Genomic DNA, 25,068 nt, shown 5'->3' on the forward strand with positions numbered 1-25,068 from the left:
TCGTCTTCATGGCGGTACTGCCGCTTCTGAACATTTCGATCCCGGGCATCTTGCCGACGCCGACCTACATGCCCGGCACGCTCGCCCTGTTGTCGCTGTGCATGGTCTTCGCGTCTCTCGCACTGTCGTACAACCTGCTGCTCGGGTCGGCCGGGATGCTCTCGTTCGGACACGCCTTGTACTTCGGCGCGGGAGCCTACGGACTCGGAATCGCCCTCGAACACTTCGGTGTTCCCCTCTGGCCCGGCGTCTTCATCGCGCTCATCGGCGGAATGGTGATCGCGCTGGTGACCGGTGCCGTCGCGATGCGGGTGTCAGGAATCCCGTTCGCCATGGTGACGCTCGCGTTCGCGCAGGCCGGTTCTGTCCTCGTGCGGCGCAACGCCGCAGTGACCGGCGGTGAGGAGGGCTTGAGCCTCAACACGACGCACGTGCCTGAGTTCTTGGTCGGTGTGGTCAACACCCGCAACCTGTACTGGTTCGCCCTGGCGGTGCTCGTGGTTGTGTACCTCGTCGCACTGTGGGTCGACTCCTCCCGTCTCGGACACCTCGTGCGCGCCACGCGCGAGAACGATCAGCGCGTCAAGGTGCTCGGACTTCAGCCTTACCGCGTCAAGCTGCTGCTGTTCATCGTCGCCGGGACGCTCGCCAGCCTCGCGGGCGTGGCGTACATGCTGCTGCAGTCGGGCACCGTTCCGCGTTCGGTGTCGGCCGACCTGACGATCACCGTGCTGGTGATGGTGGTGCTGGGTGGCGCTGGGTTCCGTTGGGGTGCCATCGTCGGGGGTGTGCTGTACACACTTCTCGACCAGCGACTGACGGTGCTGGCCGGCTCCGAAGCGATCGCCGGGCTGCCCGACGTCCTGCGCATCCCGCTGTCGGAGCCGCTGTTCCTCTTCGGCGTGCTGTTCATCCTCGTCGTCATGTTCCTGCCGGGCGGGATCGCGGGAACCCTCGACAAGCTGGCACGGCGTCGTCGCGGAGAATCCACGCGCAGCACCATGCGAACCATGGATGACGCCGACATCGAGTCCGAGGCGGCCGAGGCGCGGTGATGACGAGTCTGGACGTGGTCGAGGACGACCCCCACACGATCGGGCGATGGCTCGTCGACCGTGCTGCGCGCACGCCGCGACGTATCGCGATCGACGATCGAGGGGTCACGATCGATTACGCCGCGCTGTCGTCACGCTCCGTCGAACTCGCGCGCGGCCTCCGCGTGGCCGGATACGGCCGCGGCGACCGTATCGCGACGGTCTCCGGCAACTCCGCAGATCACATCGTCGCCTTCTTCGCGTGCGCGCTGGCCGGAGCGGCGTTCGTGCCGCTGTCGTGGCGGCTCACCGCCGGCGAACTGGGTGCACTCATGCAACGCGCCCGCCCCGCGCTCGTGCTGATCGAGGACGACTACGACACCCTCGCCCGTGAAGCATCGCGGATGCTCCCGGCCCAGACACCTCTGGCCACGCTCGGCACGACCGGTGTCGAATCGCTCGTGCCGCCGGCATCCGGACCGCGCGCGGGGGAGGATCACCCTGTCCGTGACGATGACCCCCTCATGGTGATCTTCACCTCCGGCAGCGAAGCGGCGCCGAAGGGTGTCGTGCTCACACATGCGAACTGCTTCTGGAACAACCTGTCCCTGTCGCAGGCGCTGCCCATCCACCAGGACGATGTGGTGCTGGCGATGCTGCCGCAGTTTCACATCGCGGCCTGGAACTGCCAGCCGCTGTTGGCGTGGTGGGCCGGAGCCACCGTCGTGCTCGAACGCTCGTTCCAGCCGGCGCGCGTGCTGCAGCTGATCCACGACCGCGGCGTGACCGCCATGATGGGTGTGCCGACGCAGTATGCGTTGTTGACAGCCGATCGTCACTGGGATGCCGCCGACCTTTCGACGCTGCGGATCGCACTCGTCGGAGGCGCGACGACGCCCGCGGCCGTGCAGCGAGCCTGGACGGAGCGAGGGATCCCGCTCACGCAGGGCTACGGGCTCACCGAGGCGGCGCCGAACGTCCTGCATCTGCCCGCGGCGGAATCCGCGGCCCATCCGGGAACCGTCGGGCGACCGTACCCTCACGTGTCCGTGCGGCTCGCCGACCCCGAGACGGGTCTCCCCCTCGACGGAGACGCAACGGGCGAGCTGTGGGTGCGTGGACCGAGCGTGTTCGCCGGCTATCTCGACGACGTCGCCGCGACCGATGCCGCGCGCCGCGGGGAGTGGCTGCGCACAGGCGATCTCGTCGAACGCCGCGACGGCGTCTACCGCATCGTCGATCGCCTCAAGGACATCTACATCTCGGGCGGCGAGAACGTCGCCCCCGCAGAGGTGGAGCACGCGCTGAGCCAGCACCCGTTGATCTCGGATGTCGCGGTCGTCGGTGCTCCGGACGACGTGTGGGGGGAGCGGGGCGTAGCCTTCGTGGTGCCCAAGAACGGCGCGGCGCTCTCGGTCGACGAGGTGATCGCGCACGCGCGGCGGCAACTCGCCGGGTACAAAGTGCCGATCCACGTCGAATTCGTCGAAACGCTTCCGCGGTCGACGATCGAGAAGCTCGCACGGTCACGGCTGCGTGCGCGCGCGGCGCGACTGATCGAGGGGATGCGTGATGGCGTCACACACTGACATCGCGGATGACGATGCGGGCGCGGTCTCGCAGGCCACGGGGCGTCCGCTGACCAAGCGCGGTGAGGCGACCCGCCATCGGCTGCTGGAGGCGGCCGAGGTCGTCTTCGCCGAACAGGGATATCACGAGGCGTCGATCGTCAAGATCACCGAGAAAGCCGGCGTCGGTCTCGGCACTTTCTACCTCTACTTCGACAGCAAACAGTCGATCTTCGAGGCTCTCGTGATCGATCTCAACCGCCGCGTGCGCCACTCGATGTCGGAGGCGATGGCCGGGGCATCCTCGCGTCTCGAGGCGGAGCGATCCGGATTTCAGGGATTCTTCCGATTCACCGCGGAACATCCGGCACTGTACCGGGTCGTCCGTGAGGCGGAGTTCGTCTCGCCCGAGGTGCTGCGTCTCCACTACACCCGCATCGTCGAAGGCTATGAGGCTGGGTTGAGGGCTGCTCAGCAGACCGGTGACGTCGACCGTGTGCTCGATCCAGAGACCACCGCCTGGGCACTGATGGGCATGGGCGAACTGATCGGCATGCGCTTCCTGCTCTGGGAGCGCGACGCCGCGGGCACCCCGCCGTCCGAACTCGATCCGAAGGTCTTCGATTCGATGGCACGCCTCATCGACAACGCACTCGCACCACGCACGCAGGAAGGCAGCACCGCATGACCCACCAGGACCTCGCCGGACGACGTGCATTGATCACGGGCGGCGCCAGCGGCATCGGCCTGGCATGCGCGCACGAGTTCGCCCGTCGCGGCGCGCATGTCACCGTGGCCGATCTGGACGCGGATGCCGCGGCGGCCGCGGCCGCCGACATCGGGGGAGAGGCGTGGGTGGTCGATCTCGCGGACACCGCCGCGCTGGACGATCTCTCGCTCGACGTCGACATCCTCGTCAACAACGCCGGCATCCAGCGAGTGTCGCCCGTGCAGGAATACGATCCCGACACCTTCCGGCTGCTGCTGCGCCTCATGCTGGAGTCACCTTTCCTCCTCGTGCGCGCGGCTCTGCCGGGAATGTACGCGAAGGGTTGGGGGCGGATCATCAACATCTCGAGCGTCCATGGTCTGCGCGCGAGCGCGTTCAAGTCGGCGTACGTCAGCGCCAAGCACGGACTCGAAGGGCTCTCGAAGGTGACTGCGCTCGAGGGCGGTGCGCACGGTGTCACGAGCAACTGCATCAACCCGGGCTACGTCCGTACGCCGTTGGTCGAGAAGCAGATCGCCGACCAGGCCCGTCTCCACGGGATCGACGAGAGTGAAGTGATCGAGAGGATCATGCTCACCGAGTCGGCGATCAAGCGTCTGACCGAGGCGGATGAGGTCGCCTCGCTTGTCGGCTGGATGGCATCGGATCACGCGGGAATGGTGACCGGGGCCTCGTACACGATGGACGGCGGGTGGACGGCGCGATGAGCGATGTCATGACGACCCACACGTACCGGACGGTCGATGTCTCCGTCGACGGCGGTGACCTGCGCGTCGGTGTGTGGGACCCCGAGGGTGCGCACGTGGCCGACGTGCTCCTCATCCACGGCGTCACCGCCTCGCATCTCGCGTGGCCCTTCGTGGTCGACCGGCTGCCCGGCGTTCGTGCCGTCGCCCCCGATCTGCGCGGGCGGGGACGCAGCAACGAGATCGCGGGTCCGGCGGGCCTGCGTGCCCACGCGGACGATCTCGCCGCGACGTTGGATACTTTGGGCATCGAACAGACGGTCGTCGTCGGCCACTCGATGGGTGCGTTCGTCGCGCTCGTGTTCGCTCACCGCTATCCCCACCGCGTGTCGCGCCTCCTTCTCATCGACGGAGGCCTTCCCCTCGATGCTCCCGCAGGCTTGGACGCGGACGAGCTCGTGGCGGCGATCCTCGGCCCCACCGCGGCCCGCCTCTCGATGAGGTTCGGCAGCGTCGAGGACTACCACACGTTCTGGCGGCAGCATCCGGGATTCGTCGACGGCTGGTCACCCGAACTCGAGGACTACATCGCGTACGACCTCGTCCCGGCCGAGCCCGGCACTTTCCGGCCGGCGACGAGTTATGCGACCACGGTCGACGACACGGTCGACATGAACACCGGTACCGCGCTCGTGGATGCGCTCGCAGCTCTCACACACCCGACCCGCCTGATCACGGTGCCGCGCGGGTTGCAGAACGAGCCGCCTGGGCTGTATTCGCCCGAGCATCTTGCGCGAATGCTGCCCGCGACGCCCGGGGTGAATCACGAGCGATGGAGTTCGCACAACCACTACACGGTCGTGATGACCGCAGCGGGCGCAGAGGACATCGCCCCTGTGATCCTCGAAGAGATCAGCTGCGCAGCTGCTTCTTGAGAAGCTTCGCTTCCTTGCCGTGCACAGGTGAGTCCGTTGCGACGAGCTTTCCTTGCGACGCGCGACGCGTGTCGACGATGGAGCCGATCGCGAGCGCGAGGGTGATACCCCAGCTCATCCACGCCAACGCGGTGCGCCACGTGAAGGGAGAGTCTTCGCGGGCGGAACGGAGCAAGCTCAGTCCGCTCATGATCGCACTGAACAGCCCGGATCCGAAGAGGTAGGTGCGCATCCCCCCACGCTAGCGCGCGATGGCCGAACACGCCCCCTTCGCAGGGCGAAGCGAAGCACGACGTGGGCCCGAACTGCTGTGCGCTCGCATGCACGGTAGCCTGGGAACCCTGCTTGCCGAGCGTGTCTGGAGCCCCGTGACCAAGGCTGATTTCGTCGTCGTCGCCAACCGTCTGCCCGTAGACCGGGCGCCCGAGGGGCAAGGAGAGGGCGGGTGGCGGCGTTCGCCCGGGGGCCTTGTCACCGCTCTCGAGCCGGTCATGCGTTCCGTCGACGGCGCGTGGGTGGGGTGGCCCGGCAAGGCCGATCTCGAGGTGGCTCCATTCGATTTCGACGGCACCCGACTCGTTCCCGTCACCCTCTCCGCCGACGACGTCGAGCAGTATTACGAGGGCTTCTCGAACGACACCATCTGGCCGCTCTACCACGACGTCATCGCCGCACCCCGCTACCGGCGCGTGTGGTGGGACTCATACGAACGAGTGAACCGCCGCTTCGCCGAGGCGGCCGCCCGCACTGCCGCGACCGGCGCCACGGTGTGGGTGCAGGACTACCAATTGCAGCTCGTCCCGAAGATGTTGCGTGAGATGCGCCCCGACCTCACGATCGGGTACTTCCACCACATTCCGTTCCCCGCATACGGGCTGTACTCCCAGCTTCCGTGGCGAAGACTCGTGCTCGAGGGTCTGCTCGGTGCCGACGTGATCGGATTCCAGAGAGTGGCAGACGCCGGCAATTTCGCCCGTGCCGTGCGCCGGTTGTTCCACTACGAGACCCGCGCATCGGGTATCCGGGTTCCCGGTGAGAACGGAACCTCGCACGTGGCGCTCGCGAAAGCGTTCCCGATCTCGATCGATGCGGAGCACTTCGCCGACCTCGCCCGTCGACCGGACATCCAGGCGAGGGCCGTCGAGATCCGCGAGGGCCTCGGAAACCCCAAGAAGGTCCTCCTGGGCGTCGACCGGCTCGACTACACCAAGGGCATCCGTCACCGACTCAAGGCCTACGGCGAACTGCTCGGCGACGATCGCGTCAGCGTCGAAGACGTCACGCTCGTGCAGGTCGCAAGTCCCAGCCGTGAGCGGGTCCAGGCGTACATCGAGCTCCGCGACGAGATCGAACTCACCGTCACGCGGGTCAACGGTGACCACGACACCTTGAACCACACGGCGATCCGCTACCTGCACCAGGGACTTCCGCGGGAAGAGATGGTCGCTCTGTACCTCGCCGCCGACGTCATGCTGGTGACGGCTCTGCGCGACGGCATGAACCTGGTCGCAAAGGAGTACGTGGCCTGCCGGGTCGACAACCGGGGAACGCTCGTGCTCAGCGAGTTCGCCGGTGCAGCGGATGAGCTCGGAACCGCACTGCGCGTCAACCCGCACGACATCGACACCCTCAAGGACACGATCGTCCGAGCCATCGAGATGCCCCCGGCCGAGCAAGGCCGGCGCATGCGGGCGATGCGCAAGAAGGTGCTCGACAACGACGTGGCGAAATGGTCCTCTGACTTCTTGAAGGCCCTCGCCCAGGCCAAGGCGCGCTCGTGAGCGGGGGCGTCGACAGGCACACGCACATCGTCCGCATCGCCGACACGGAGCACCTGCTGGTGGCGCTTGACTTCGACGGGACGCTGGCACCCCTCGTCGACGAGCCGATGACGGCGCGGATGACGCGGCGCGCCCGTGCGGCGGTCGAGAGACTCGACGCCCTGCCCGAGACCACCGTGGCCCTCGTGTCGGGACGCAACCTGCACGATCTGCGCGCGATCGCCGAGCACACCGACGATTCGCCGTACCTTCTCGCCGGCAGTCACGGCGCGGAGTTCTGGTTCCCCGAGAGCGGGGTCGTCGATTCGGCCCGTGACGGTGACGAGGAACGGCGCCGCGATACTCTGCGCACGCGCGTCGAGGAGGTCGTCGCGGACCTCCCCGGCGTGTGGATCGAGCCCAAGGCCTTCGGGTTCGCCCTCCACACACGCCTGGCCACGGCGGACATCGCAGAGACCGTGCGCGGCACGGTCGACGAGCTGATGACGACGGATGCCGCCCACTGGCGCCGCCGCACGGGCAAAGGTGTGGTCGAGTATGCGTTCCGCCACGAGGGCAAGGACTCCGCGATCGCGGCGTTGCGCGCGCACACGCGGGCGACCGCGGTGTTCTTCGCCGGCGATGACGTCACCGATGAGGACGCGCTCGCGAGCCTCGGTTCGGACGATCTCGGTGTTCGTGTGGGTGATGCCACGGGCGCGGCATCCGTCTTCGTGGCAGACGTCGAAGATCTGGCCTCGCTGTTGGAGGAGCTCGCGACAGTACGCGCTCGCGCGCGGCAATAGACTCGGGGAATGCCCGAGTCACGCACCGACATCGACATCAAGCCCCGCAGCCGCGTCGTCACCGACGGCATCGAAGCCACGACCTCCCGCGGAATGCTCCGTGCGGTCGGAATGGGTGACGACGACTGGGACAAGCCCCAGATCGGCATTGCATCGAGCTGGAACGAGATCACCCCCTGCAACCTGAGCCTCGACCGCCTCGCGCAGGGCGCCAAGGAAGGTGTGCACACCGGCGGGGGATACCCCCTGCAGTTCGGCACCATCTCGGTCTCGGACGGCATCTCGATGGGCCATGAGGGCATGCACTTCTCGCTTGTGTCTCGCGAGGTCATCGCCGATTCGGTCGAGACCGTCGTGATGGCTGAGCGCCTCGACGGCACGGTGTTGCTTGCCGGGTGTGACAAATCGATTCCGGGCATGCTCATGGCCTCGGCGCGTCTGGACCTGTCGAGCGTCTTCCTCTACGCCGGCTCGATCGCGCCCGGCTGGGTGAAGCTCTCGGACGGCACCGAGAAGGACATCACGATCATCGACTCGTTCGAGGGTGTGGGCGCGTGCCTCTCGGGCCGCATGAGCGAAGCCGATCTCAAGCGCATCGAGTGCGCATTCGCGCCCGGTGAAGGTGCGTGCGGCGGCATGTATACGGCCAACACGATGGCTTCCGTCGCCGAGGCGCTCGGTCTGTCGCTGCCCGGCTCGGCGGCACCGCCGTCGGCGGACCGCCGCCGCGATTACTTCGCGCACCGCTCTGGTGAAGCGGTCGTGAACCTCCTGCGGCAGGGCATCACGACGCGAGACATCCTGACCAAAGAGGCCTTCGAGAACGCCGTCGCCCTCGCGATGGCGTTGGGCGGCTCCACCAATGTGGTCCTGCACTTGCTCGCGATCGCGCGCGAAGCAGAGGTCGAGTTGAGCCTCCACGACTTCAACCGCATCGGCGACAAGGTGCCGCACGTGGCCGACATGAAGCCGTTCGGCCAATACGTCATGAACGACGTCGACCGTCACGGCGGCATCCCGGTCGTGATGAAGGCGATGCTCGACGAAGGACTGCTGCACGGCGACGCGCTCACCGTCACCGGCAAGACCCTCGCAGAGAACATGCGGGACCTCGATCCCGACCCCGTCGACGGAACCGTGATCCACACATTCGACAACCCCATCCACGCGTCGGGCGGGCTCACGATCCTGCATGGGTCGCTCGCCCCCGAGGGCGCTGTCGTCAAGACCGCCGGCTTCGACGCCGCCGTCTTCGAGGGTCCCGCTCGCGTGTTCGAGCGCGAGCGCGCCGCGATGGACGCGCTCGAGGCCGGAGAGGTCTCCGCCGGCGACGTGGTGGTCATCCGCTACGAAGGTCCCAAGGGCGGTCCCGGGATGCGCGAGATGCTCGCGATCACCGCAGCCATCAAGGGCGCGGGACTCGGAAAAGATGTACTACTCTTGACGGACGGCAGATTCTCGGGCGGCACAACCGGCCTGTGCATCGGCCACATAGCACCCGAAGCGGTGGACTCCGGTCCGATCGCATTCGTGCGCGATGGTGATCTGATACGGGTCGATATCGCGGCTCGCACTCTCGACCTACTCGTCGACGAGGCCGAGCTGAGCTCCCGCCGCGAAGGCTGGGAGCCCCTTCCTCCGCGCTATACCCGTGGCGTCCTTGCCAAGTACTCCCGTCTCGTGCGCTCCGCCGCCGAAGGCGCGACCACCGGCTGAACCGCCGGCGCCCGCTGCGTCGCCCGCATCGCCAGACATCCACCGCACCACTCAAGGATCATCACCATGTCCGCCGAAATCGCGCAGGCCGTGCCACGGCCTCCCGCCCGCACCGCCACCGCGCCCGTGCTCACGGGTGCGCAGGCCGTCGTCCGTTCGCTGGAGCTCCTCGGCGTCACCGACGTCTTCGGTATCCCCGGCGGTGCGATCATGCACGTCTACGACCCGCTGCTCGATTCGACCGGGCTGCGCCACATCCTCGTGCGTCACGAGCAGGGAGCAGGCCACGCCGCCGAGGGATATGCCTCCGCCTCGAACCGCGTCGGAGTCGCGATCGCGACCTCGGGGCCGGGCGCGACGAACCTCGTGACCGCGATCGCCGATGCATACATGGACTCGGTTCCGATCGTCTGCATCACCGGGCAGGTGTTCTCGAACCTCATGGGAACGGATGCGTTCCAAGAGGCCGACATCGTGGGCATCACGATGCCGATCACCAAGCACTCGATCCTCGTGAAGGACGTCGAGGAGATCCCCGGCGCGATCGCCGCGGCTTTCGAGGTGGCCTCCACCGGCCGGCCCGGGCCGGTTCTCGTCGACATCACGAAGGACGCGCAACAGGCGGAGGCTCCGTTCGTCTGGCCGCCGAAGATCGACCTGCCGGGGTACCGCCCGGTCACCAAGGCGCACGGCAAGCAGATCCAGGCGGCGGCCCAGCTGCTCGCCAATGCCGAGAAGCCCGTGCTCTACGTCGGAGGCGGCACGATCCGCTCGCAGGCGTCGGATGAGTTGCGCACCCTCGCCGAGACCACAGGGGCGCCGGTGGTGACCACGCTGATGGCGCGCGGCGCATTCCCGGATTCGCACCCGCAGCACCTCGGCATGCCGGGCATGCACGGCACGGTTCCGGCGGTGCTCGCGTTGCAGGAAGCTGACCTCCTGGTCTCGCTCGGAGCGCGTTTCGACGACCGTGTGACCGGCAAGGCCGCACTCTTCGCGCCGAATGCGAAGGTCGTGCACGTCGACATCGACCCGGCTGAGATCTCGAAGATCCGCACCGCGGACGTTCCCATCGTCGGAGATCTGCGTGACGTCCTCGTCGATCTCGACACCGCCTACCGGGGCGTCGTCGAAGGCAAGACCCCCGATATCTCGGAATGGTGGGCCTACCTCGACGGACTGCGCGACGAGTTCCCGCTCGGATACGCGCCGACCTCGGATGGCCTGCTCTCGCCGCAGTACGTCATTCAGCGGATCGGTGAGCTCACCGGCCCCGAGGCCGTGTACGCCGCCGGCGTCGGGCAGCACCAGATGTGGGCCGCGCAGTTCATCAAGTACGAGCGTCCGAACGCGTGGCTCAACTCCGGCGGTGCCGGGACCATGGGCTACGCGGTGCCGGCGGCGATGGGCGCGAAGGTCGCCGAGCCGGACCGTGTGGTGTGGGCGATCGACGGTGACGGCTGCTTCCAGATGACGAATCAGGAATTGGCCACGTGCGCGATCAACAAGATTCCGATCAAGGTCGCGGTGATCAACAACTCGTCGTTGGGCATGGTGCGTCAGTGGCAGACACTCTTCTACGACGGCCGCCACTCGCACACCGATCTCAACACCGGGCACGGCACCGTGCGCATTCCCGACTTCGTCACCCTCGCCGAGGCGTACGGGTGTCTCGCGATTCGTGTCGAGAAGGAAGAAGACGTGGATGCGGCGATCCAGACCGCGCTTGAGACGAACGACCGCCCGGTCGTGATCGACTTCGTGGTCAGCGCCGACGCCATGGTGTGGCCGATGGTGCCGCAGGGCGTGAGCAACAGCTACGTCCAGTACGCCCGCGATCACGCGCCGTCCTTCGATGAGGAGGTCTGAGATGTCGACACACGTTCTGAGCCTCCTCGTCGAGGACAAGCCGGGTCTGCTCACGCGCGTCGCGGGTCTGTTCGCCCGCCGCGGGTTCAACATCAACTCGCTCGCCGTGGGCGTCACCGAGGTTCCCGGCCTCTCGCGCATCACCGTCGTCGTCGACGTCGACCAGCTTCCGCTCGAGCAGGTGACGAAGCAGCTCAACAAGCTCATCAACGTCATCAAGATCGTCGAGCTCGAGGGACCGGCATCCGTTCAGCGCGAGCACATGCTGATCAAGGTGCGGGCCGACAACCAGAACCGCTCGAATGTTCTCGAGGTCGTGAACCTCTTCCGCGCGCAGGTCGTCGACTATGCCCCTGATGCGGTCGTCGTCGAGGTGACCGGCGACAAGGGCAAGGTCGAGGCGCTGCTGCGTGCGCTGGAGCCCTTCGGCATCAAAGAGATCGCACAGTCGGGACTGGTCGCGATCGGGCGCGGTGGCAAGTCCATCACCGAACGCGTCCTGCGCGGCTGACATCCTTTCGCGAGGCGCTCATCGGTCGTTGAGTGCGCCGAGCGAGACACATCTGCCCAACGACCGAACCGATCAAGGAGAAACCACCAATGGCTGAACTGTTCTACGACGACGACGCCGACCTGAGCATCATCCAGGGCAAGAAGGTCGCGATCGTCGGCTACGGCTCGCAGGGCCACGCCCACGCGCTGAACCTGCGCGACTCGGGCGTCGAGGTCGTCATCGCGCTCAAGGAGGGCTCGAAGTCCACCGAGAAGGCCCAGGACGAGGGCTTCGAGGTCAAGACGGTTGCCGACGCGGCCGAGTGGGCCGACGTCATCATGATCCTCGCTCCCGACCAGCACCAGCGCGGCATCTTCACCGACAGCATCAAGGACAAGCTGACGCCGGGAAAGACGCTCGCCTTCGCGCACGGATTCAACATCCGCTTCGGCTACATCGACGCACCCGAGGGCGTCGACGTCATCCTCGTCGCCCCGAAGGCCCCCGGTCACACGGTGCGTCGCGAGTACGTCGCCGGCCGCGGCATCCCCGACATCATCGCCGTCGAGCGTGACGCGAGTGGTTCGGCGTGGGCGACGGCACTGTCGTACGCGAAGGCGATCGGCGGAACCCGTGCCGGTGTCATCAAGACGACCTTCACCGAAGAGACCGAGACCGACCTGTTCGGTGAGCAGTCCGTGCTCTGCGGTGGGGTCTCGCAGCTCGTGCAGTACGGCTTCGAGACGCTCACCGAGGCCGGCTACCAGCCGCAGATCGCCTACTTCGAGGTGCTCCACGAGCTGAAGCTCATCGTCGACCTCATGTGGGAGGGCGGTATCGCCAAGCAGCGCTGGAGCGTGTCGGACACCGCCGAGTACGGCGACTACGTCTCGGGACCGCGCGTGATCGACCCCAGCGTCAAGGAGAACATGAAGGCCGTTCTCGCCGACATCCAGTCGGGGGCGTTCGCGAAGCGCTTCATCGACGACCAGGACAACGGTGCCGTCGAGTTCGTCGAACTGCGGGAGAAGGCTGCGCAGCACCCGATCGAGGCGGTCGGCAAGGAACTGCGCGGACTCTTCGCCTGGAAGCAGCAGGACACCGACTACGTCGAGGGCAGCGCCGCGCGCTGATCTTCGCCCCGGACAGCCAGCACACAAGCTCGGCTCCATGGACTCCCGCCCCCTACCCGGGGCGGGAGTCTTCTCTTGTGTCCGGACAGTCAGCGGTCGTCGGCGCAGAGCGGCACGTACGGCGCATCGCCGAGATATCGTGACCACTCGTGTGCGGTCAGCCCCCGTCCGGCCACCGCACACGCGGCCGCGTGCAACTCGTCTCCGGTCATACGGCTGTAGTCGGCTGTCCCACGCACTCGCCACCGCGCGATCGTGGGAGCGCCGTAGCCGGAGAAGATCGCGATGTGATCGCCGTCCGCGAGCAGGTCGACGGTCATCGCATCCGGCGCCAGCCCGACGCCGATGCGCCCTGTCGGCTGACCGTCGCTGAGCCGGAACTCGCGCACCTCCGTCTGGGATGTGGTGCAGAAAAACGACTCCGCACCGACGGCGCCGGGGAACGGGCAGGACACGCCGTCGCCCAGCACGTCCCACACGACCTCCTCGGTGGTCAGGTCGAGCAAGCCGGCACCCTGAGACCCGAACAGCAGCATGCGATCGTCATCGACGGGTGTCAGCAGCGTCTCGCTGAAGCCGCCGCGGGGCAGCGCGATGTCGTGGCGGTGCCGCAGCGTGTCGGGGTCGAACACCCGGACGCCGCCGACATCGCTGATGTACACGGCGTCTCCCACCGCGGCGATACCCCCGGCGAGGTGGTTCTGATCGAGATGGTCCTCGGGGGACAACTCATCGATCGTCGTGACGGAACCGCTCGCCAGGTCCACGCTCAGAGGAGTGAGCGCGAACGGGTGCATGAGGTAGGCGCGCCGGCTGTCCGGCGAGAACGCCACCTGTCCACCTGTCCGTCGATCCAACGCGACCGTGTCGAACGCCAGTTCGCCGGTGGTGAGGTCGACGCCGCTCAACAGGTTCATGCAGCACGACGAGAGCTCGTCCTCTTCGCGCAGGGCCCCGGTCACCACCAGCGCGGTCTCACCGTTCGGCGTGACGTCCACGGTCCGGATGAGGCGCGAGTCCAGGGGCGGAAGCACCGCGGCCAGCGGGGCGCCGACGTCTCCCGTGGCCAGATCGACGACGTGCGACCGGACCGTCGTCATCACCTCGTCGGCTTCGACGGCGTCCACGACGACGAACGCGCGCTCAGATCCCGGAATGACCTCTCCGGAGATCGCCAACGCGCCGGGGAAGAGGATGCTGCGCTCCAACGACGTCGATGCGAGGGTCTCGATGAGACTGCGCTGCGTCTGCGGATCATCCGGCCAGCGTGCGTACGCCTCGGCCGCGATGAGCGCGGCGAGCGTGGGCTCTCGGTCGGCGAGCAACGCCACTGTGTCGGTGAGTGCGTCGATCCGCTCCCGCTCGGCGAGTGCGACGAGATCGTTGCTGCGGACGATGGCCACCGACGATGCGACGACGACGGCGACGATCAGGATCGCGGCCGCGACGAGCGCCGCGCGGAGACGGCGATTCACGGTGCGCTCGCGCGCCGCGCGCAACCGCAGATCGTGTGCCTCGTCGCGGTGACGTCGGGTGGACGCGACGAGGAATGCGGCCTCCACGCCCGTGAGATCGGGTGCTCGCGCCTCTCGCCACTGTTCGGCAGCATGCAGGCGACCTCCGCGCAGGAGGTCTTCGGATGGCCGCCCGGCCGTGTGCCAGATATCGGCCGCTGTCGAGATCTGGCGCAGCATCGCCGCATCCGCGTGGTCTTCGGCGAGCCACGCCGACAGACGTGGCCACGTCTGCGCGACCGCTTCGTGTGAGACCACTGCTGTGTCCGTGTCGATCGTCACCAACCGTGCCGCGACGAGTCGTTCGACGACATCACGCCGGGTGGCATCATCGGCGAGTGCGTGGACGGAGACGCGGCGTCGCACCGTGGCTCCCTCAGGGGTTCGTTCGAGCATTCGCATCATCAGGGCACGGCATGCGTCGCGTCCGGCCGTGCTCAGCCCGAGGTAGACGGTCTCGGCGGATTCCGCGATCGCCCCGGCGATCCCTCCCGCGTCCTCGTAGCCCGCGATCGTCAGGGTCGCACCCTCTCGACGCCTCCATGTTTCGGCGAGTGCGTGCGAGAGCGCCGGAAGGATGCCGGGGCGATCACCCGCGTCGTGCAGGATCACCTCTTCGAGGCCGGGTTCGACGGCGAGGCCGCCGGCGGCGGCCGGCCTCGTGATCGCCTGTCGGATTCCGGCGGGGCTGAGCGGCGACAGCGCGTAGGCGCCGCGGCCGATCTCGGGTCCGATCTCGGGGAGGGCTGTGGCGTGGTCGAGGAAGTCCGAGCGCACCGTGAGGACGAGACATCCTCCGGCGGCGAGCCAACGGGCTGCCAGCTGGGCCCACTCCGCTACGGCCTCGTGAGGCGCGGTGCGCACCTCTTCGGCTTGGTCGAGGACGACGACACCCGACGCGCCGTCGAACGCCCGCGAGATGCCCGATGCGCTGCGATCGGGTGTGAGGACGTGGACGGCGCGGCCGCGTGCGCGCAGGCGCGGGGCGACGCCGGCCCGCACGAGCGAAGACTTGCCCGAGCCGCTCGGTCCGACGACGGTGACGACCGCGCCGGGGACGCATCGTGCCGTGACCGCTTCGATGTCGTCGTCGCGCCCGAAGAACGTCGCCGAATCCGCGACGTCGAACGGCTCGAGTCCGCGGTAGGGGCAGGCGGAGATGCCATCGGGGAGAACCGTGGGCGGGCGCGCGCGCAACGCGGGATCCTGTCGCAGGATCGCCGCCTCAAGGTCGCTCAGCGAGCGTCCCGGTTCGACTCCCAGATCTTCTGCCAGACGCTCACGCGCGGAACGCAAGACCTCGAGGGCGTCGGCCTGACGATCGGCGCGATAATTCGCCAGCGCGAGCACGGCCCAGCGCTGTTCGCGGAGGGGGTGCTCGTGCACGAGTCGCTCCGCGTCGGCGATCACCGTGCGGTCCTCGCCCGACCGCACACGCGCTTCGATGAGTTCTTCTTCGCCGCTCGCGCGCAGTTCCGCGAGGCGCGCGGCTTCGGTGCGCGCGGGCCCCCACTCGGCGACATCCTCGAATGGTTCACCGCGCCAGAGCGCCAACGCGCGCCGGTACGCGGCGGCCGCGCGGTCGTGGGCGCCGCGCAGACCATGTGCGCGGGCCTCGGTCACCGCATCCTCGAATTGGGTCGCATCGATCGAGGCTCGGTCGATCCCCAGCGCGTAGCCTGTGCCGACCGTCCGCACGCATTCGGGCCCGACGTGAGAGCGTATGCGGGCGATGGCGTTGTGCACCTGCTGTCGCCACGTGGGCGGTGGTCGCTCGCCCCAGCAGGCGTCCGCGAGTTCGTCGACCGTGACCGCGGCGGCGCGCGTGACGATGAGTGCCGCAAGAATCGTGCGTTCTCGCGGGCTGAGGGTCAGGCCGTCGATGTCCAGCGGCCCGAAGACCCGCGTGGTCATGGTTCGAGTGTCCGCGGCCGTCGGCGGGCTGTCAATGCCGCGCGATGACGATCACGTCGACCCGGATATCGAACGGGTATCGCTGAATATCCGGTGGGAGGTGGCCCGGGTGACGGTGGGACTCGAGGCGCAAGTACGCCGTGAGAGGAGACGATCATCATGGACTACAACACGTCGATCGGCTGGGCACTGGCGCGGGCCCGAGTCGCCGCCCTCGCGCAGGAGGTCGAGCTGCGCAGGCGGGTACAGGAGCGCCCGGTGCCTCCATCGCCCGCACGCCCGGCGCCCGTGCGGCGGGGGGCTCGCGGGCACCTGCCCTTGCGGAGCAGCCGACCGGTCATGCGTTGACACCCGGCGACGCCAGGACGAAGACACGTCCTGGCGTCGCCGTGTGGCGGTCCTGCCGCCTCGTCAGCGCAGCAAACCGTGCTCGATCACCACCACTGCGACCATCGCCGGGGGAGTGGGCCCCGGTTCCATTTGCACCTGAACCGCGTAGGTGTCGTCGAAGTACCGCCAGTACTCGCCACCAGCGGGTGTCGAGCCTTGGCTCACCTGATCGATCTGCTCGTCCAGCGCCGCGACGAGCTCGTCGGCTTCGTTCTCGGCGTCTTCGGTCTCGAACGTCATGTCCCATACCCCGAGACCCACCGTCGATGCGACGAGGGTTCCGTCGGGCATCGGCAACGACAGCGGGAAGTCGTCTGCGACGCCCCGGATCGTGCCGACGGAGACGCCCCGCGGTCCGAATGCCGCGTCCCATGCCTCCTCCCACGTGTCCGCCTCAGCCACCGGTGCGGGTGACTCGTCGGTGAGTGAGGGCGTCGCCACGTGCGCGCAGCCCACGAGCGTCGCGACCAGCGCCGCTGTCAGGAACGCGGAGCGCAACCGCCATGCGAAGCCCCTTTCGGGAATCCGAATCCTCATGATCTTGTCCCTTCGTCAGCCGGGGGAGACCCCTCGGATACGCCGAGACTGCTCTGCGGCGCTATCCGTCGGCTATCCGCGCGGATTCGAGGCGGCTCGGAGCGTGATCGGGGCCCCGCGGCGCGTTCGAACCCCTCGGTAGAGTGATGCCCATGGCCGCGCCGCTCATCGTCGAGATCGCCGTTCAGGACGCGCTCGGCGCCCGGGTCGCCCTCACTGAGGGGGCGGACCGCGTGGAGCTGTGCCAGGCCCTCGAGACCGGCGGTCTCACACCCTCGCTCGGGCTCATCGATGCGGTGGCCGACGCCGTCGACCCGTCTCGCGTGAACGTGCTCGTGCGCCCGAGGCCGGGCGGTTTCGTCTACTCGCCTGAAGAGATCGCCGTGGTCAGCGCCGATATCGCAACGTGTGTCGCGCGTGGTGTCGGAGGTGTGGTCGTGGGAGCGCTGACCGCCGACGGCGCACTCGACCGTGAGGCGATTCGACGATGGCAGGATGCCGCGGGCTCGGCGACGGTCGTCTTCCACCGTGCGATCGACGCGGCGCCCCACCCCTTTGATGTGTTCGACGCGCTCGTCGAGCAGCGCATCCCGCGGGTACTGACGTCGGGCGGCGCGGCACGCAGCGTCGACGGACTGCAGAGCCTGGAAGCCTTCGTGACGCGGGGGAACGGAGCGATCGAGGTGATGGCAGGGGGTGGTGTTCGCCCCGTCGACGTCCCACTGCTGCGACGCGCGGGTCTGCCCGCTGTGCATCTTTCGGCCCGGGTGCGGGTCGGCGTCGAGGCTGCGAGCGGTCCCGGAGGCGGGGCGGGTGGATACGACGCGACCAGCGCCCGGATCGTCGGCGAAGCCGTCGCCGCGGCGCGCGCCTGAGTGGCCGCGCCCCGTCGAGGGTTACGCTGGAGAACGTGAAGGACCGAGACGACGACGCCCTGTCGTGGGGCGATGACGACCCGACGATGGATGTCGCCGGTTCCGAGTCGCGCGCGCTGCCCGAGGGCTATACGGCCGTCGGCAAGGGGAGCGAAGCCCTCGCACGGTCCGAGGACGCGGCGTCGATCGACGACGGCGCGCGCGCCGAGGTGGAATCCACCGGCACGGAAGACGCGCCCGACGAGGACTCTGAGCCCGCAGCGCAGATGGGCAACGGCATGCTCATTGCGCTCGGCATCTTCGCCGGGGTGTACCTGCTGTTCTGCGTCGGCTGGCTGATCGGCGGTTTGCGTCTTCAGACGGCGGCGCTCTTCGTCGTCTCGCCCGAGGCATATCAGCCGGCGCTGGTGCTCGCCGTCGCCGCCCCGCTCATCTGGTTCGGCACGACGCTCTTCGTCACCCGGGGGCGGGCGGCATGGCTGCGCATCGTGTGGCTCGTCGGCGGTGTCGTTCTGCTCGTTCCGTGGCCGTTCATCATGGTGGGAGCGGTGGGACAATGACCGACACCGCACCCACTCGCCGATCGCACATGCCCACGTGGCTCGTCGCGACGATCGCCGGCGCCTTCGGGCTCTTCTACGCCTACGCCGTCTGGAACGCCGTCGCCTTCCTCCTTCAACAAGCAGGCGGCAGCTTCGGGCTGAGTGCGCTGGGTTGGTTCGTGCTCATCTTCGCGTGCGTCTTCCCGATCCTCGCTTTCGCCCTCGCGTTCGCCCTGGGATGGAAACGACGGGCGCTCGAGAGCATCCTCATCTTCTTGACCGGCCTCGCCGTCACAAGCGTGCTGTGGCTCAACGTCGTCGCCTACTCGGCGACCAGTTTCTCGCTCTACCAGGGCAGCTGACGTCACACGGTTCGAGCCGAGCCCGCACGGCCGGTAGGCTGGGCGGCGTCTCGCCCCCAACGGCGTGTGGCGCGGCATCCGTCTGCACCGCCGCCCGTGCGCCGTCAGCGCCCGTGCACTCGCCCCCGAAGGATCCACCCTCGTGACGAAGCCCGTCGTGCTCATCGCCGAACAACTCTCACCCGCCACGATCGACGCGCTCGGCCCCGATTTCGACGTGCGCCACGTCGACGGCACCGACCGGCCCGCGTTGTTGTCCGCGCTCGCCGATGCGCACGCCGTGCTGATCCGTTCGGCGACCAAGATCGACGCCGAAGCGCTCGCCGCCGCGCCCGTGCTCAAGGTCGTCGCGCGTGCCGGCGTGGGTCTGGACAACGTCGACATCGCCGCCGCCACCACCGCCGGTGTCATGGTGGTCAACGCCCCGACGTCGAACATCATCTCGGCCGCAGAGTTGACCATCGGGCACGTCCTCTCGCTCGCACGCCGTATCCCGGCCGCTCACGCATCGCTCGCCGACGGACAGTGGAAGCGCAGCGCCTACACCGGCACCGAACTCTTCGAGAAGACGGTCGGGATCATCGGCCTCGGCCGCATCGGCGCCCTCATCGCCGCGCGCCTGCAGGCCTTCGACATGCGGGTCGTCGCCTACGACCCGTACGTGACCAGTGCACGGGCCCAGCAGTTGGGTGTGCAGCTCGTCACGCTCGACGAACTGCTCGAGCAGAGCGACTTCGTGACGATCCACATGCCGAAGACGCCGGAGACCACCGGCATGATCGGCGAGGCGCAGTTCGCACGGATGAAGCCGACCGCGTTCGTCGTGAACGTCGCCCGGGGCGGCCTCATCGATGAGGCCGCGCTTGCGGTCGCATTGCGGGACGGTGAGATCGCCGGAGCCGGCCTCGACGTCTTCACCTCCGAGCCGCCCGCAGAAGGCAGCACCGCGGCCGCACTGTTGTCGCTGCCGAACGTCGTCGTGACCCCGCACCTGGGGGCGTCGACGGAAGAGGCGCAAGAGAAGGCAGGGGTCTCGGTCGCCGTGTCGGTGCGACTGGCGCTCGGCGGCGACCTCGTTCCCGACGCGGTCAACGTCGCCGGTGGCGTGATCGATCCGTACGTGCGTCCCGGCATCCCGCTGGTCGAGAAGCTGGGCCAGATCTTCGCCGCACTCGCGCATTCGCCCTTGACCTCGCTCGACGTCGAGGTGCACGGCGAGCTGAACGACTACGACGTCAGCGTGCTCGAACTCGCCGCGCTCAAGGGTGTCTTCACGAACATCGTGAGTGAGACGGTGTCGTATGTGAACGCGCCCCTGCTCGCCGAGCAGCGGGGCGTCGCGGTGCGTCTGATCGTCGATGACGTCAGCGACGAGTACCGCAACGTGATCACGTTGCGTGGTGCACTGTCAGACGGCTCACAGCTGTCGGTGTCGGGCACACTCACGGGCACGAAGCAGATCGAGAAGCTCGTGGGGATCAACGACTACGCGATCGAGTTGCCGATCGAGAAGAACCACGTCGTCATGGTCTACACCGACCGCCCCGGAATCGTCGCCGTATACGGGCAGAAGTTCGGTGAGGCGGGTATCAACATCGCCGGCATGCAGATCGCGCGCCGCGCAGCCGGCGGTCAGGCGCTCTCGGTGCTCACGGTCGACTCGCCCGTCCCCGACGCGCTGCTGGGAGAGATCGCGTCGGTGATCTCGGCGGATCTCTTCCGTCAGATCGAGATCACCCCGGTCTGACCACGGGCTCTGCGGGGGAACCTGCGCGTCAGGGTCGGATCGCGTCTTCGACGAGGGTGATGAGAGCCGTCATGGCGTCATCACGGGGCACCGGTCCGGGGATCGATCCGCCCGAGAGCGCGTTGTTGAAGTAGAGCCCGTCGCTGACGAGCATGACGAGATCGAGCGCGGTCTCGTCACGCGCGTGCGGGCGCAGCGTCTGCGCCCAGCGATCGCGGACGTTGCGGAGTTCTTCGGCTGCGACCGTGTTGCCCCCTTGTGCAAGTCGCGCGGCAGCGAGGATGGCCCGGTCGAGCGGATCGTTCTGCATCACGGACGTCCGGATGAAGTACGCGACCGGGCCTTCGGGTGCTGCCGCCATCGCGGTCAGGTCTTCTGAAACGCGTTCGTCCAATCGGGCGAGCAGCGCGTTCTCCATCGCCTCCTTGGAAGCGAAGTGGTAGAGGAGGCCCCCCTTCGACACGCCCGCAGCTCGCGCTGTGGCATCCATCGTCGCGGCACGCTCGCCGTCGTCGATGAGGATGCGCTCGAACGCGTCGAGGACCTTCTCGCGGGCGAGGGGTGGCCGGCTCATGCGGTCGATCGTAGCGACGGAGGATGCGGCATACCTGATACTATACCGGCTGGACGGTACAGAAAGAGGCGCCAGAATGCATCCCGAGTCGATCACCGAAGCGATCCGCGCAGAGCAGCAGCAGCGCGTCGGATGGCGCGGCTGGGCGGGTCTGGTCGTGCTGATGCTGCCGGTGCTGCTCGTTTCGGTCGACAACACGGTGCTCAGCTTCGCCCTCCCCGCGATCGCGCTCGAGCTCGAGCCGACCAGCGCACAGCAGCTGTGGATCATCGACGCCTATCCGCTCGTGCTCGCAGGCCTGCTCGTCACGATGGGCACCCTCGGCGACCGGTTCGGTCGACGCCGCATGCTGCTTCTCGGGGCGACCGGCTTCGCGATCGTCTCGGCTCTGGCCGCCTTCGCGCCCAACGCCGAACTCCTGATCGCGGCGCGTGCCGGCATGGGCGTCTTCGGCGCCATGCTGATGCCCTCGACCCTGTCGCTGTTGCGCAGCATCTTCACCGACCGCGATCAGCGTCGCTTTGCCATCGCGGTGTGGGCGTCGATGTTCTCGGCCGGAGCAGCGCTCGGACCGATCGTCGGCGGCATCCTGCTCGAGCACTTCGCGTGGGGCTCGGTCTTCTTGATGGCCGTCCCCGTGCTGATCCCGCTGCTCGTCTTCGCTCCGCTGCTCGTGCCCGAGAGCCGTGACCCGAACCCGGGCCGCGTCGACCCGATCAGCATCGCGTTGTCGATGGCGACGATGGTGCCCATCGTCTATGCGATCAAGGAACTGGCGGTGCACGGCATCATGTCGCTGGCGTGGCTGTGGTTCGCTATGGGGATCGGATTCGGGTGGCTGTTCGTCCGCCGGCAGTTGCGTGCGGTCGTGCCGATGCTCGACATGCGACTCTTCCGCAACCCGACGTTCAGTGGTGCGCTCCTGGTCAACCTCCTCAGCGTCGTGGGTCTGGTCGGCTTCTTGTTCTTCGTCGCCCAGCACCTGCAGCTCATCATCGGTCTGAGTCCGATGCAGGCGGGGTTCGCGCTCGTCCCGGGGCTCCTCGCGATGATCGTGTCGGGCCTGATCATCGTGCCGATCGCCAAGCGCAATCCGCCCCGCACCGTGGTTCCTGTGGCCCTCGTCTTCTCGGTGCTCGGGTACGCCCTGGTCACGCTGGCGACGGGGCCCGAGAGCCTCTGGCTCCTGATCCTGGCGTTCGTCTCGCTCGGCATCGGGATCGGCGCCGCCGAAACCGTCTCGAACGAATTGATCCTCGCCAGCGCGCCCCCGGCCAAGGCGGGCGCCGCCAGCGCGGTCTCCGAGACGGCGTACGAACTCGGTGCGGTGCTCGGGACGGCCGTGATCGGCGGCATCCTCACCGCGCTATACCGCACGAACCTCGTGGTCCCTCCCGGAGTTCCGGCCGATGCCGCCGATGCCGCGCGGGAGACGCTCGCCGGTGCGGTGCATGCCGCGGACGGTCTCGATCCCGCGCTCGGAGCGCAGTTGGCGGATGCCGCAGCCCACGCGTTCGATGCGGGCGTGGGGGTCACCGCATGGATCGGAGCGGGTCTCGTCGTGCTGGCCGCTGTGATTGCGCGCACGACACTCGGTCGTACGCGCTGACGCCCGTCTCGCGTACGGCGCTCGTGGTCGGGCACGCCTCGTCGGCATCGCTACGCTGGTGGGATGCCGCGCAACGTCAAGCTCGCTGTCATCCCGGGTGACGGTATCGGACCCGAAGTCGTCGCAGAAGCCGAGAAGGTGCTCGCCGCGGCGACCGCCGGATCGGACGTCGTTTTCGACACGACCCACTTCTCACTCGGGGCCGCGCGCTACCTCGAGACCGGCGACACGTTGACGGATGCCGACCTCGAGGCGATCGCCGCGCACGACGCGATCCTGCTCGGCGCGGTCGGCGGAGTTCCCGGCGACGCGCGCCTCAAGGACGCGAACATCGAGCGCGGTCTGCTGTTGAAGCTGCGATTCGAGCTCGATCACTACGTCAACCTGCGTCCGTCGAAGCTGTATCCGGGTGTGCCCGGGCCGCTGGCGGATCCGGGGGCGATCGACTTCGTCGTGGTCCGTGAGGGCACCGAAGGCCCCTACGTCGGCAACGGCGGGTCGATCCGTCGAGGCACGCCGCACGAGGTCGCCAACGAGACCTCCGTCAACACCGCCTACGGCATCGAGCGCGTCGTGCGGTACGCGTTCGACCTCGCCGAGCGCCGCCGCGAGAAGATCACCCTCGTCCACAAGACCAATGTGCTCGTGCATGCCGGTGGGATGTGGCAGCGAATCGTGGATGCGGTGGCCTCCGAGCATCCGGATGTCGCCGTAGACTATCTCCACGTCGACGCGGCCACCATCTTCATGGTCACGAACCCAGGCCGCTTCGACGTGATCGTCACCGACAACCTCTTCGGCGACATCCTCACCGATTTGGCCGGCGCCGTCACCGGAGGCATCGGCCTCGCCGCTTCGGGGAACATCAACCCCGACGGCGCGTTCCCGTCGATGTTCGAGCCCGTCCACGGATCGGCGCCCGACATCGCCGGACAACAGAAGGCCGACCCCACGGCTGCGATCCTGTCGGTGGCCCTGCTCCTCGATCACCTCGGAATGCAGGACGAAGCCGACCGGGTCACGCAGGCCGTCGAAGCCGACATCGCCGAACGCGACGGTTCGACCCGCACCACGACGCAGATCGGCGACGCGATCGCCGTGCGACTTCAGGCGTAGCCTGGATCGCACCGACCCTTCAGGACGTGACATGACCCTCATCGATTCCGACACCGACGCCGGCCTCGAGCCGCTGCAGTTCGCGGTGACGAAGAACCTCAACGCGAAGACGCCGCAACAGCGCGAGCAGATCCTCGCCGACCCCGGCTTCGGATCGCACTTCACCGATCACATGGTCGACATCTGCTGGTCTGTCGGGGGCGGGTGGCATCGTCCGCGCGTACAGCCGTACGGTCCGATCTCGCTCGACCCGGCCGCTGCGGTGCTGCACTACGGACAGGAGATCTTCGAGGGCATCAAGGCCTATCGTCACGCCGACGGTTCGATCCACACGTTCCGGCCCGACCAGAACGGCCTCCGTCTTCAGCGGTCGGCACGTCGCCTCGCGCTTCCCGAGCTGCCGGTGAGTTACTTCGTGCAATCTTTGCGTGAGCTCATCGCCGTCGACGGTGCCTGGACGCCGTCGGGGGCCGACCAGAGCCTCTACCTGCGTCCGTTCATGTTTGCGAAGGAAGCGTTCCTCGGCGTGCGCCCGGCGCACAAGGTCGCGTATTACCTCATCGCGTCGCCGGCAGGAGCGTACTTCCGCGGCGGGGTCAAGCCCGTGTCGATCTGGCTGAGCGAGGACTACGCCCGGGCGGGGCGTGGCGGCACGGGCGCGGCCAAGACCGGAGGCAACTACGCTGCCTCACTGCTTCCGCAGGCCGAGGCGTTCGCGCACGAGTGCGACCAGGTCGTCTTCCTCGACCAGGACCGCAATGTCGAAGAGCTCGGCGGCATGAACGTCGTCTTCGTCTACAAGGACGGCACACTCGTGACGCCCGAATCGCCCTCGATCCTCGAGGGCATCACGCGCGACTCGATCCTGCAGCTCGCGCGTGACCGCGGCCACACCGTCGAAGGTCGCGCGGTGTCGCTTGCAGAATGGCGCGAGGGGGTCGCCTCCGGAGACATCGTCGAGGTGTTCGCCTGCGGCACCGCCGCGGTGGTGACGCCGATCGGCATGCTCAAGGGGGCGGACTTCGTCGATGAGCAGCCCACGGGTGAGCTCGCGTTGTCGTTGCGCGAGGAGCTGACCGACATCCAGTACGGCCGCCGTGAGGATACGCACGGCTGGCTGATGCGCCTCGACGACTGACGGATGCGGCGGCTCGGCCG

At 67.9% G+C, this 25,068-nt stretch carries 22 protein-coding genes; 18 read left to right on the forward strand and 4 right to left on the reverse strand.

Annotated elements, in window-relative coordinates; translation table 11 throughout:
* Positions 1-8: 8 nt before the first annotated feature.
* Genes ACFQZV_RS08075 through ACFQZV_RS08095 form a run of 5 tightly spaced genes read left to right on the forward strand, consistent with a single transcriptional unit; the run spans position 9 to position 4,953 of the window.
* The gene (locus ACFQZV_RS08075) at positions 9-1,055 is read left to right on the forward strand and encodes a branched-chain amino acid ABC transporter permease (protein WP_378750407.1); all 1,047 of its coding nucleotides are present in this window, start codon (positions 9-11) and stop codon (positions 1,053-1,055) included.
* Positions 1,055-2,623, forward strand: coding sequence for a class I adenylate-forming enzyme family protein (locus tag ACFQZV_RS08080; RefSeq protein WP_378749936.1), 1,569 nt, complete (start codon positions 1,055-1,057; stop codon positions 2,621-2,623). The genes ACFQZV_RS08075 and ACFQZV_RS08080 overlap by 1 nt, the downstream gene beginning before the upstream one ends.
* On the forward strand, positions 2,607-3,290 hold the full coding sequence (locus ACFQZV_RS08085; protein ID WP_378749934.1) for a TetR/AcrR family transcriptional regulator: 684 nt from the start codon (positions 2,607-2,609) through the stop codon (positions 3,288-3,290). Before ACFQZV_RS08080 ends, ACFQZV_RS08085 begins: the two co-directional genes overlap by 17 nt.
* Entirely contained in the window at positions 3,287-4,039 is a 753-nt protein-coding gene (locus ACFQZV_RS08090; RefSeq protein ID WP_378749932.1) for a 3-hydroxybutyrate dehydrogenase, read from the forward strand. The genes ACFQZV_RS08085 and ACFQZV_RS08090 overlap by 4 nt, the downstream gene beginning before the upstream one ends.
* A gap of 8 nt (positions 4,040-4,047) precedes the next feature.
* Entirely contained in the window at positions 4,048-4,953 is a 906-nt protein-coding gene (locus ACFQZV_RS08095; protein ID WP_378749930.1) for an alpha/beta hydrolase, read from the forward strand.
* Here the strand turns inward: ACFQZV_RS08095 and ACFQZV_RS08100 are convergent.
* Entirely contained in the window at positions 4,931-5,185 is a 255-nt protein-coding gene (locus ACFQZV_RS08100; protein ID WP_378749928.1) for a hypothetical protein, read from the reverse strand. The two genes, ACFQZV_RS08095 and ACFQZV_RS08100, sit on opposite strands and share 23 nt — an antisense overlap.
* Positions 5,186-5,273: 88 nt before the next feature.
* Between ACFQZV_RS08100 and ACFQZV_RS08105 the strand changes: the two genes are divergently transcribed.
* From ACFQZV_RS08105 to ilvC, 6 genes are all read left to right on the forward strand, one after another.
* Positions 5,274-6,734 (forward strand): alpha,alpha-trehalose-phosphate synthase (UDP-forming), encoded by a 1,461-nt coding sequence (locus tag ACFQZV_RS08105; protein ID WP_378750405.1) that lies wholly within the window; start codon positions 5,274-5,276, stop codon positions 6,732-6,734.
* The gene (gene otsB / locus ACFQZV_RS08110) at positions 6,731-7,519 is read left to right on the forward strand and encodes a trehalose-phosphatase (RefSeq protein WP_378749926.1); all 789 of its coding nucleotides are present in this window, start codon (positions 6,731-6,733) and stop codon (positions 7,517-7,519) included. The genes ACFQZV_RS08105 and otsB overlap by 4 nt, the downstream gene beginning before the upstream one ends.
* A 9-nt stretch (positions 7,520-7,528) precedes the next feature.
* Complete coding sequence (gene ilvD / locus ACFQZV_RS08115) at positions 7,529-9,235, forward strand: dihydroxy-acid dehydratase (protein ID WP_378749924.1); 1,707 nt, start codon at positions 7,529-7,531, stop codon at positions 9,233-9,235.
* Positions 9,236-9,301: 66 nt separating this feature from the next.
* Complete coding sequence (locus ACFQZV_RS08120; protein ID WP_378749922.1) at positions 9,302-11,104, forward strand: acetolactate synthase large subunit; 1,803 nt, start codon at positions 9,302-9,304, stop codon at positions 11,102-11,104.
* A 1-nt stretch (position 11,105) separates the two neighbouring features.
* Entirely contained in the window at positions 11,106-11,615 is a 510-nt protein-coding gene (gene ilvN, locus ACFQZV_RS08125; protein WP_378749920.1) for an acetolactate synthase small subunit, read from the forward strand.
* Between the two features lie 89 nt (positions 11,616-11,704).
* Positions 11,705-12,730 (forward strand): ketol-acid reductoisomerase, encoded by a 1,026-nt coding sequence (gene ilvC, locus ACFQZV_RS08130; RefSeq protein ID WP_378749918.1) that lies wholly within the window; start codon positions 11,705-11,707, stop codon positions 12,728-12,730.
* Positions 12,731-12,819: 89 nt separating this feature from the next.
* On the opposite strand, the gene ACFQZV_RS08135 is transcribed toward ilvC, so the two are convergent.
* Together ACFQZV_RS08135 and ACFQZV_RS08140 are read right to left on the reverse strand one after the other, a co-directional pair.
* Positions 12,820-16,158, reverse strand: coding sequence for an nSTAND1 domain-containing NTPase (locus ACFQZV_RS08135; RefSeq protein ID WP_378749916.1), 3,339 nt, complete (start codon positions 16,156-16,158; stop codon positions 12,820-12,822).
* A 411-nt stretch (positions 16,159-16,569) separates the two neighbouring features.
* Positions 16,570-17,085 carry a hypothetical protein gene (locus tag ACFQZV_RS08140; protein ID WP_378749914.1) on the reverse strand — a complete coding sequence of 172 codons (516 nt, stop codon included), beginning with the start codon at positions 17,083-17,085 and terminating at the stop codon, positions 16,570-16,572.
* Positions 17,086-17,237: 152 nt separating this feature from the next.
* Between ACFQZV_RS08140 and ACFQZV_RS08145 the strand changes: the two genes are divergently transcribed.
* The 4 genes from ACFQZV_RS08145 to serA all read left to right on the forward strand — a co-directional run bounded on the left by ACFQZV_RS08145 (position 17,238) and on the right by serA (position 20,611).
* Entirely contained in the window at positions 17,238-17,960 is a 723-nt protein-coding gene (locus ACFQZV_RS08145; protein ID WP_378749912.1) for a copper homeostasis protein CutC, read from the forward strand.
* Between the two features lie 35 nt (positions 17,961-17,995).
* Positions 17,996-18,520 carry a DNA polymerase III subunit gamma/tau gene (locus ACFQZV_RS08150; RefSeq protein WP_378749910.1) on the forward strand — a complete coding sequence of 175 codons (525 nt, stop codon included), beginning with the start codon at positions 17,996-17,998 and terminating at the stop codon, positions 18,518-18,520.
* The gene (locus ACFQZV_RS08155) at positions 18,517-18,864 is read left to right on the forward strand and encodes a bacitracin resistance protein (protein WP_378749908.1); all 348 of its coding nucleotides are present in this window, start codon (positions 18,517-18,519) and stop codon (positions 18,862-18,864) included. The genes ACFQZV_RS08150 and ACFQZV_RS08155 overlap by 4 nt, the downstream gene beginning before the upstream one ends.
* Positions 18,865-19,006: 142 nt before the next feature.
* Positions 19,007-20,611: a phosphoglycerate dehydrogenase gene (serA, locus tag ACFQZV_RS08160; protein WP_378749906.1), complete on the forward strand. Its 1,605-nt coding sequence runs from the start codon at positions 19,007-19,009 to the stop codon at positions 20,609-20,611.
* Between the two features lie 28 nt (positions 20,612-20,639).
* Here the strand turns inward: serA and ACFQZV_RS08165 are convergent, their stop codons facing one another.
* A complete protein-coding gene (locus ACFQZV_RS08165; protein WP_378749904.1) occupies positions 20,640-21,185 on the reverse strand; it encodes a TetR/AcrR family transcriptional regulator in 546 nt (181 codons plus the stop codon).
* 76 nt (positions 21,186-21,261) lie between these two features.
* Here ACFQZV_RS08165 and ACFQZV_RS08170 point away from each other — a divergent pair, with 76 nt between their 5' ends.
* From ACFQZV_RS08170 to ACFQZV_RS08180, 3 genes are all read left to right on the forward strand, one after another.
* Positions 21,262-22,794 carry an MFS transporter gene (locus ACFQZV_RS08170; protein WP_378749902.1) on the forward strand — a complete coding sequence of 511 codons (1,533 nt, stop codon included), beginning with the start codon at positions 21,262-21,264 and terminating at the stop codon, positions 22,792-22,794.
* Between the two features lie 63 nt (positions 22,795-22,857).
* Positions 22,858-23,910, forward strand: coding sequence for a 3-isopropylmalate dehydrogenase (locus tag ACFQZV_RS08175; protein ID WP_378749900.1), 1,053 nt, complete (start codon positions 22,858-22,860; stop codon positions 23,908-23,910).
* 31 nt (positions 23,911-23,941) lie between these two features.
* A complete protein-coding gene (locus tag ACFQZV_RS08180) occupies positions 23,942-25,048 on the forward strand; it encodes a branched-chain amino acid aminotransferase (RefSeq protein ID WP_378749898.1) in 1,107 nt (368 codons plus the stop codon).
* Positions 25,049-25,068 lie beyond the last annotated feature (20 nt).

The sequence above is a fragment of the Microbacterium koreense genome, assembly GCF_042677105.1.
Lineage (GTDB): Bacteria > Actinomycetota > Actinomycetes > Actinomycetales > Microbacteriaceae > Microbacterium > Microbacterium koreense.

Coding starts and splice junctions, on each gene's coding strand:
- ACFQZV_RS08095 (WP_378749930.1), top strand. CDS start 4,048: ATGACGACCCACACGTACCGGACGGTCGATGTCTCCGTCGACGGCGGT.
- ACFQZV_RS08120 (WP_378749922.1), top strand. CDS start 9,302: ATGTCCGCCGAAATCGCGCAGGCCGTGCCACGGCCTCCCGCCCGCACC.
- ilvC (WP_378749918.1), top strand. CDS start 11,705: ATGGCTGAACTGTTCTACGACGACGACGCCGACCTGAGCATCATCCAG.
- ACFQZV_RS08170 (WP_378749902.1), top strand. CDS start 21,262: ATGCATCCCGAGTCGATCACCGAAGCGATCCGCGCAGAGCAGCAGCAG.
- ACFQZV_RS08135 (WP_378749916.1), bottom strand. CDS start 16,158: ATGACCACGCGGGTCTTCGGGCCGCTGGACATCGACGGCCTGACCCTC.
- ilvD (WP_378749924.1), top strand. CDS start 7,529: ATGCCCGAGTCACGCACCGACATCGACATCAAGCCCCGCAGCCGCGTC.
- ACFQZV_RS08085 (WP_378749934.1), top strand. CDS start 2,607: ATGGCGTCACACACTGACATCGCGGATGACGATGCGGGCGCGGTCTCG.
- ACFQZV_RS08145 (WP_378749912.1), top strand. CDS start 17,238: ATGGCCGCGCCGCTCATCGTCGAGATCGCCGTTCAGGACGCGCTCGGC.
- ACFQZV_RS08080 (WP_378749936.1), top strand. CDS start 1,055: ATGACGAGTCTGGACGTGGTCGAGGACGACCCCCACACGATCGGGCGA.
- ilvN (WP_378749920.1), top strand. CDS start 11,106: ATGTCGACACACGTTCTGAGCCTCCTCGTCGAGGACAAGCCGGGTCTG.
- ACFQZV_RS08105 (WP_378750405.1), top strand. CDS start 5,274: ATGCACGGTAGCCTGGGAACCCTGCTTGCCGAGCGTGTCTGGAGCCCC.
- ACFQZV_RS08165 (WP_378749904.1), bottom strand. CDS start 21,185: ATGAGCCGGCCACCCCTCGCCCGCGAGAAGGTCCTCGACGCGTTCGAG.
- ACFQZV_RS08155 (WP_378749908.1), top strand. CDS start 18,517: ATGACCGACACCGCACCCACTCGCCGATCGCACATGCCCACGTGGCTC.
- ACFQZV_RS08180 (WP_378749898.1), top strand. CDS start 23,942: ATGACCCTCATCGATTCCGACACCGACGCCGGCCTCGAGCCGCTGCAG.
- ACFQZV_RS08175 (WP_378749900.1), top strand. CDS start 22,858: ATGCCGCGCAACGTCAAGCTCGCTGTCATCCCGGGTGACGGTATCGGA.
- ACFQZV_RS08140 (WP_378749914.1), bottom strand. CDS start 17,085: ATGAGGATTCGGATTCCCGAAAGGGGCTTCGCATGGCGGTTGCGCTCC.
- ACFQZV_RS08100 (WP_378749928.1), bottom strand. CDS start 5,185: ATGCGCACCTACCTCTTCGGATCCGGGCTGTTCAGTGCGATCATGAGC.
- ACFQZV_RS08090 (WP_378749932.1), top strand. CDS start 3,287: ATGACCCACCAGGACCTCGCCGGACGACGTGCATTGATCACGGGCGGC.
- ACFQZV_RS08075 (WP_378750407.1), top strand. CDS start 9: ATGGCGGTACTGCCGCTTCTGAACATTTCGATCCCGGGCATCTTGCCG.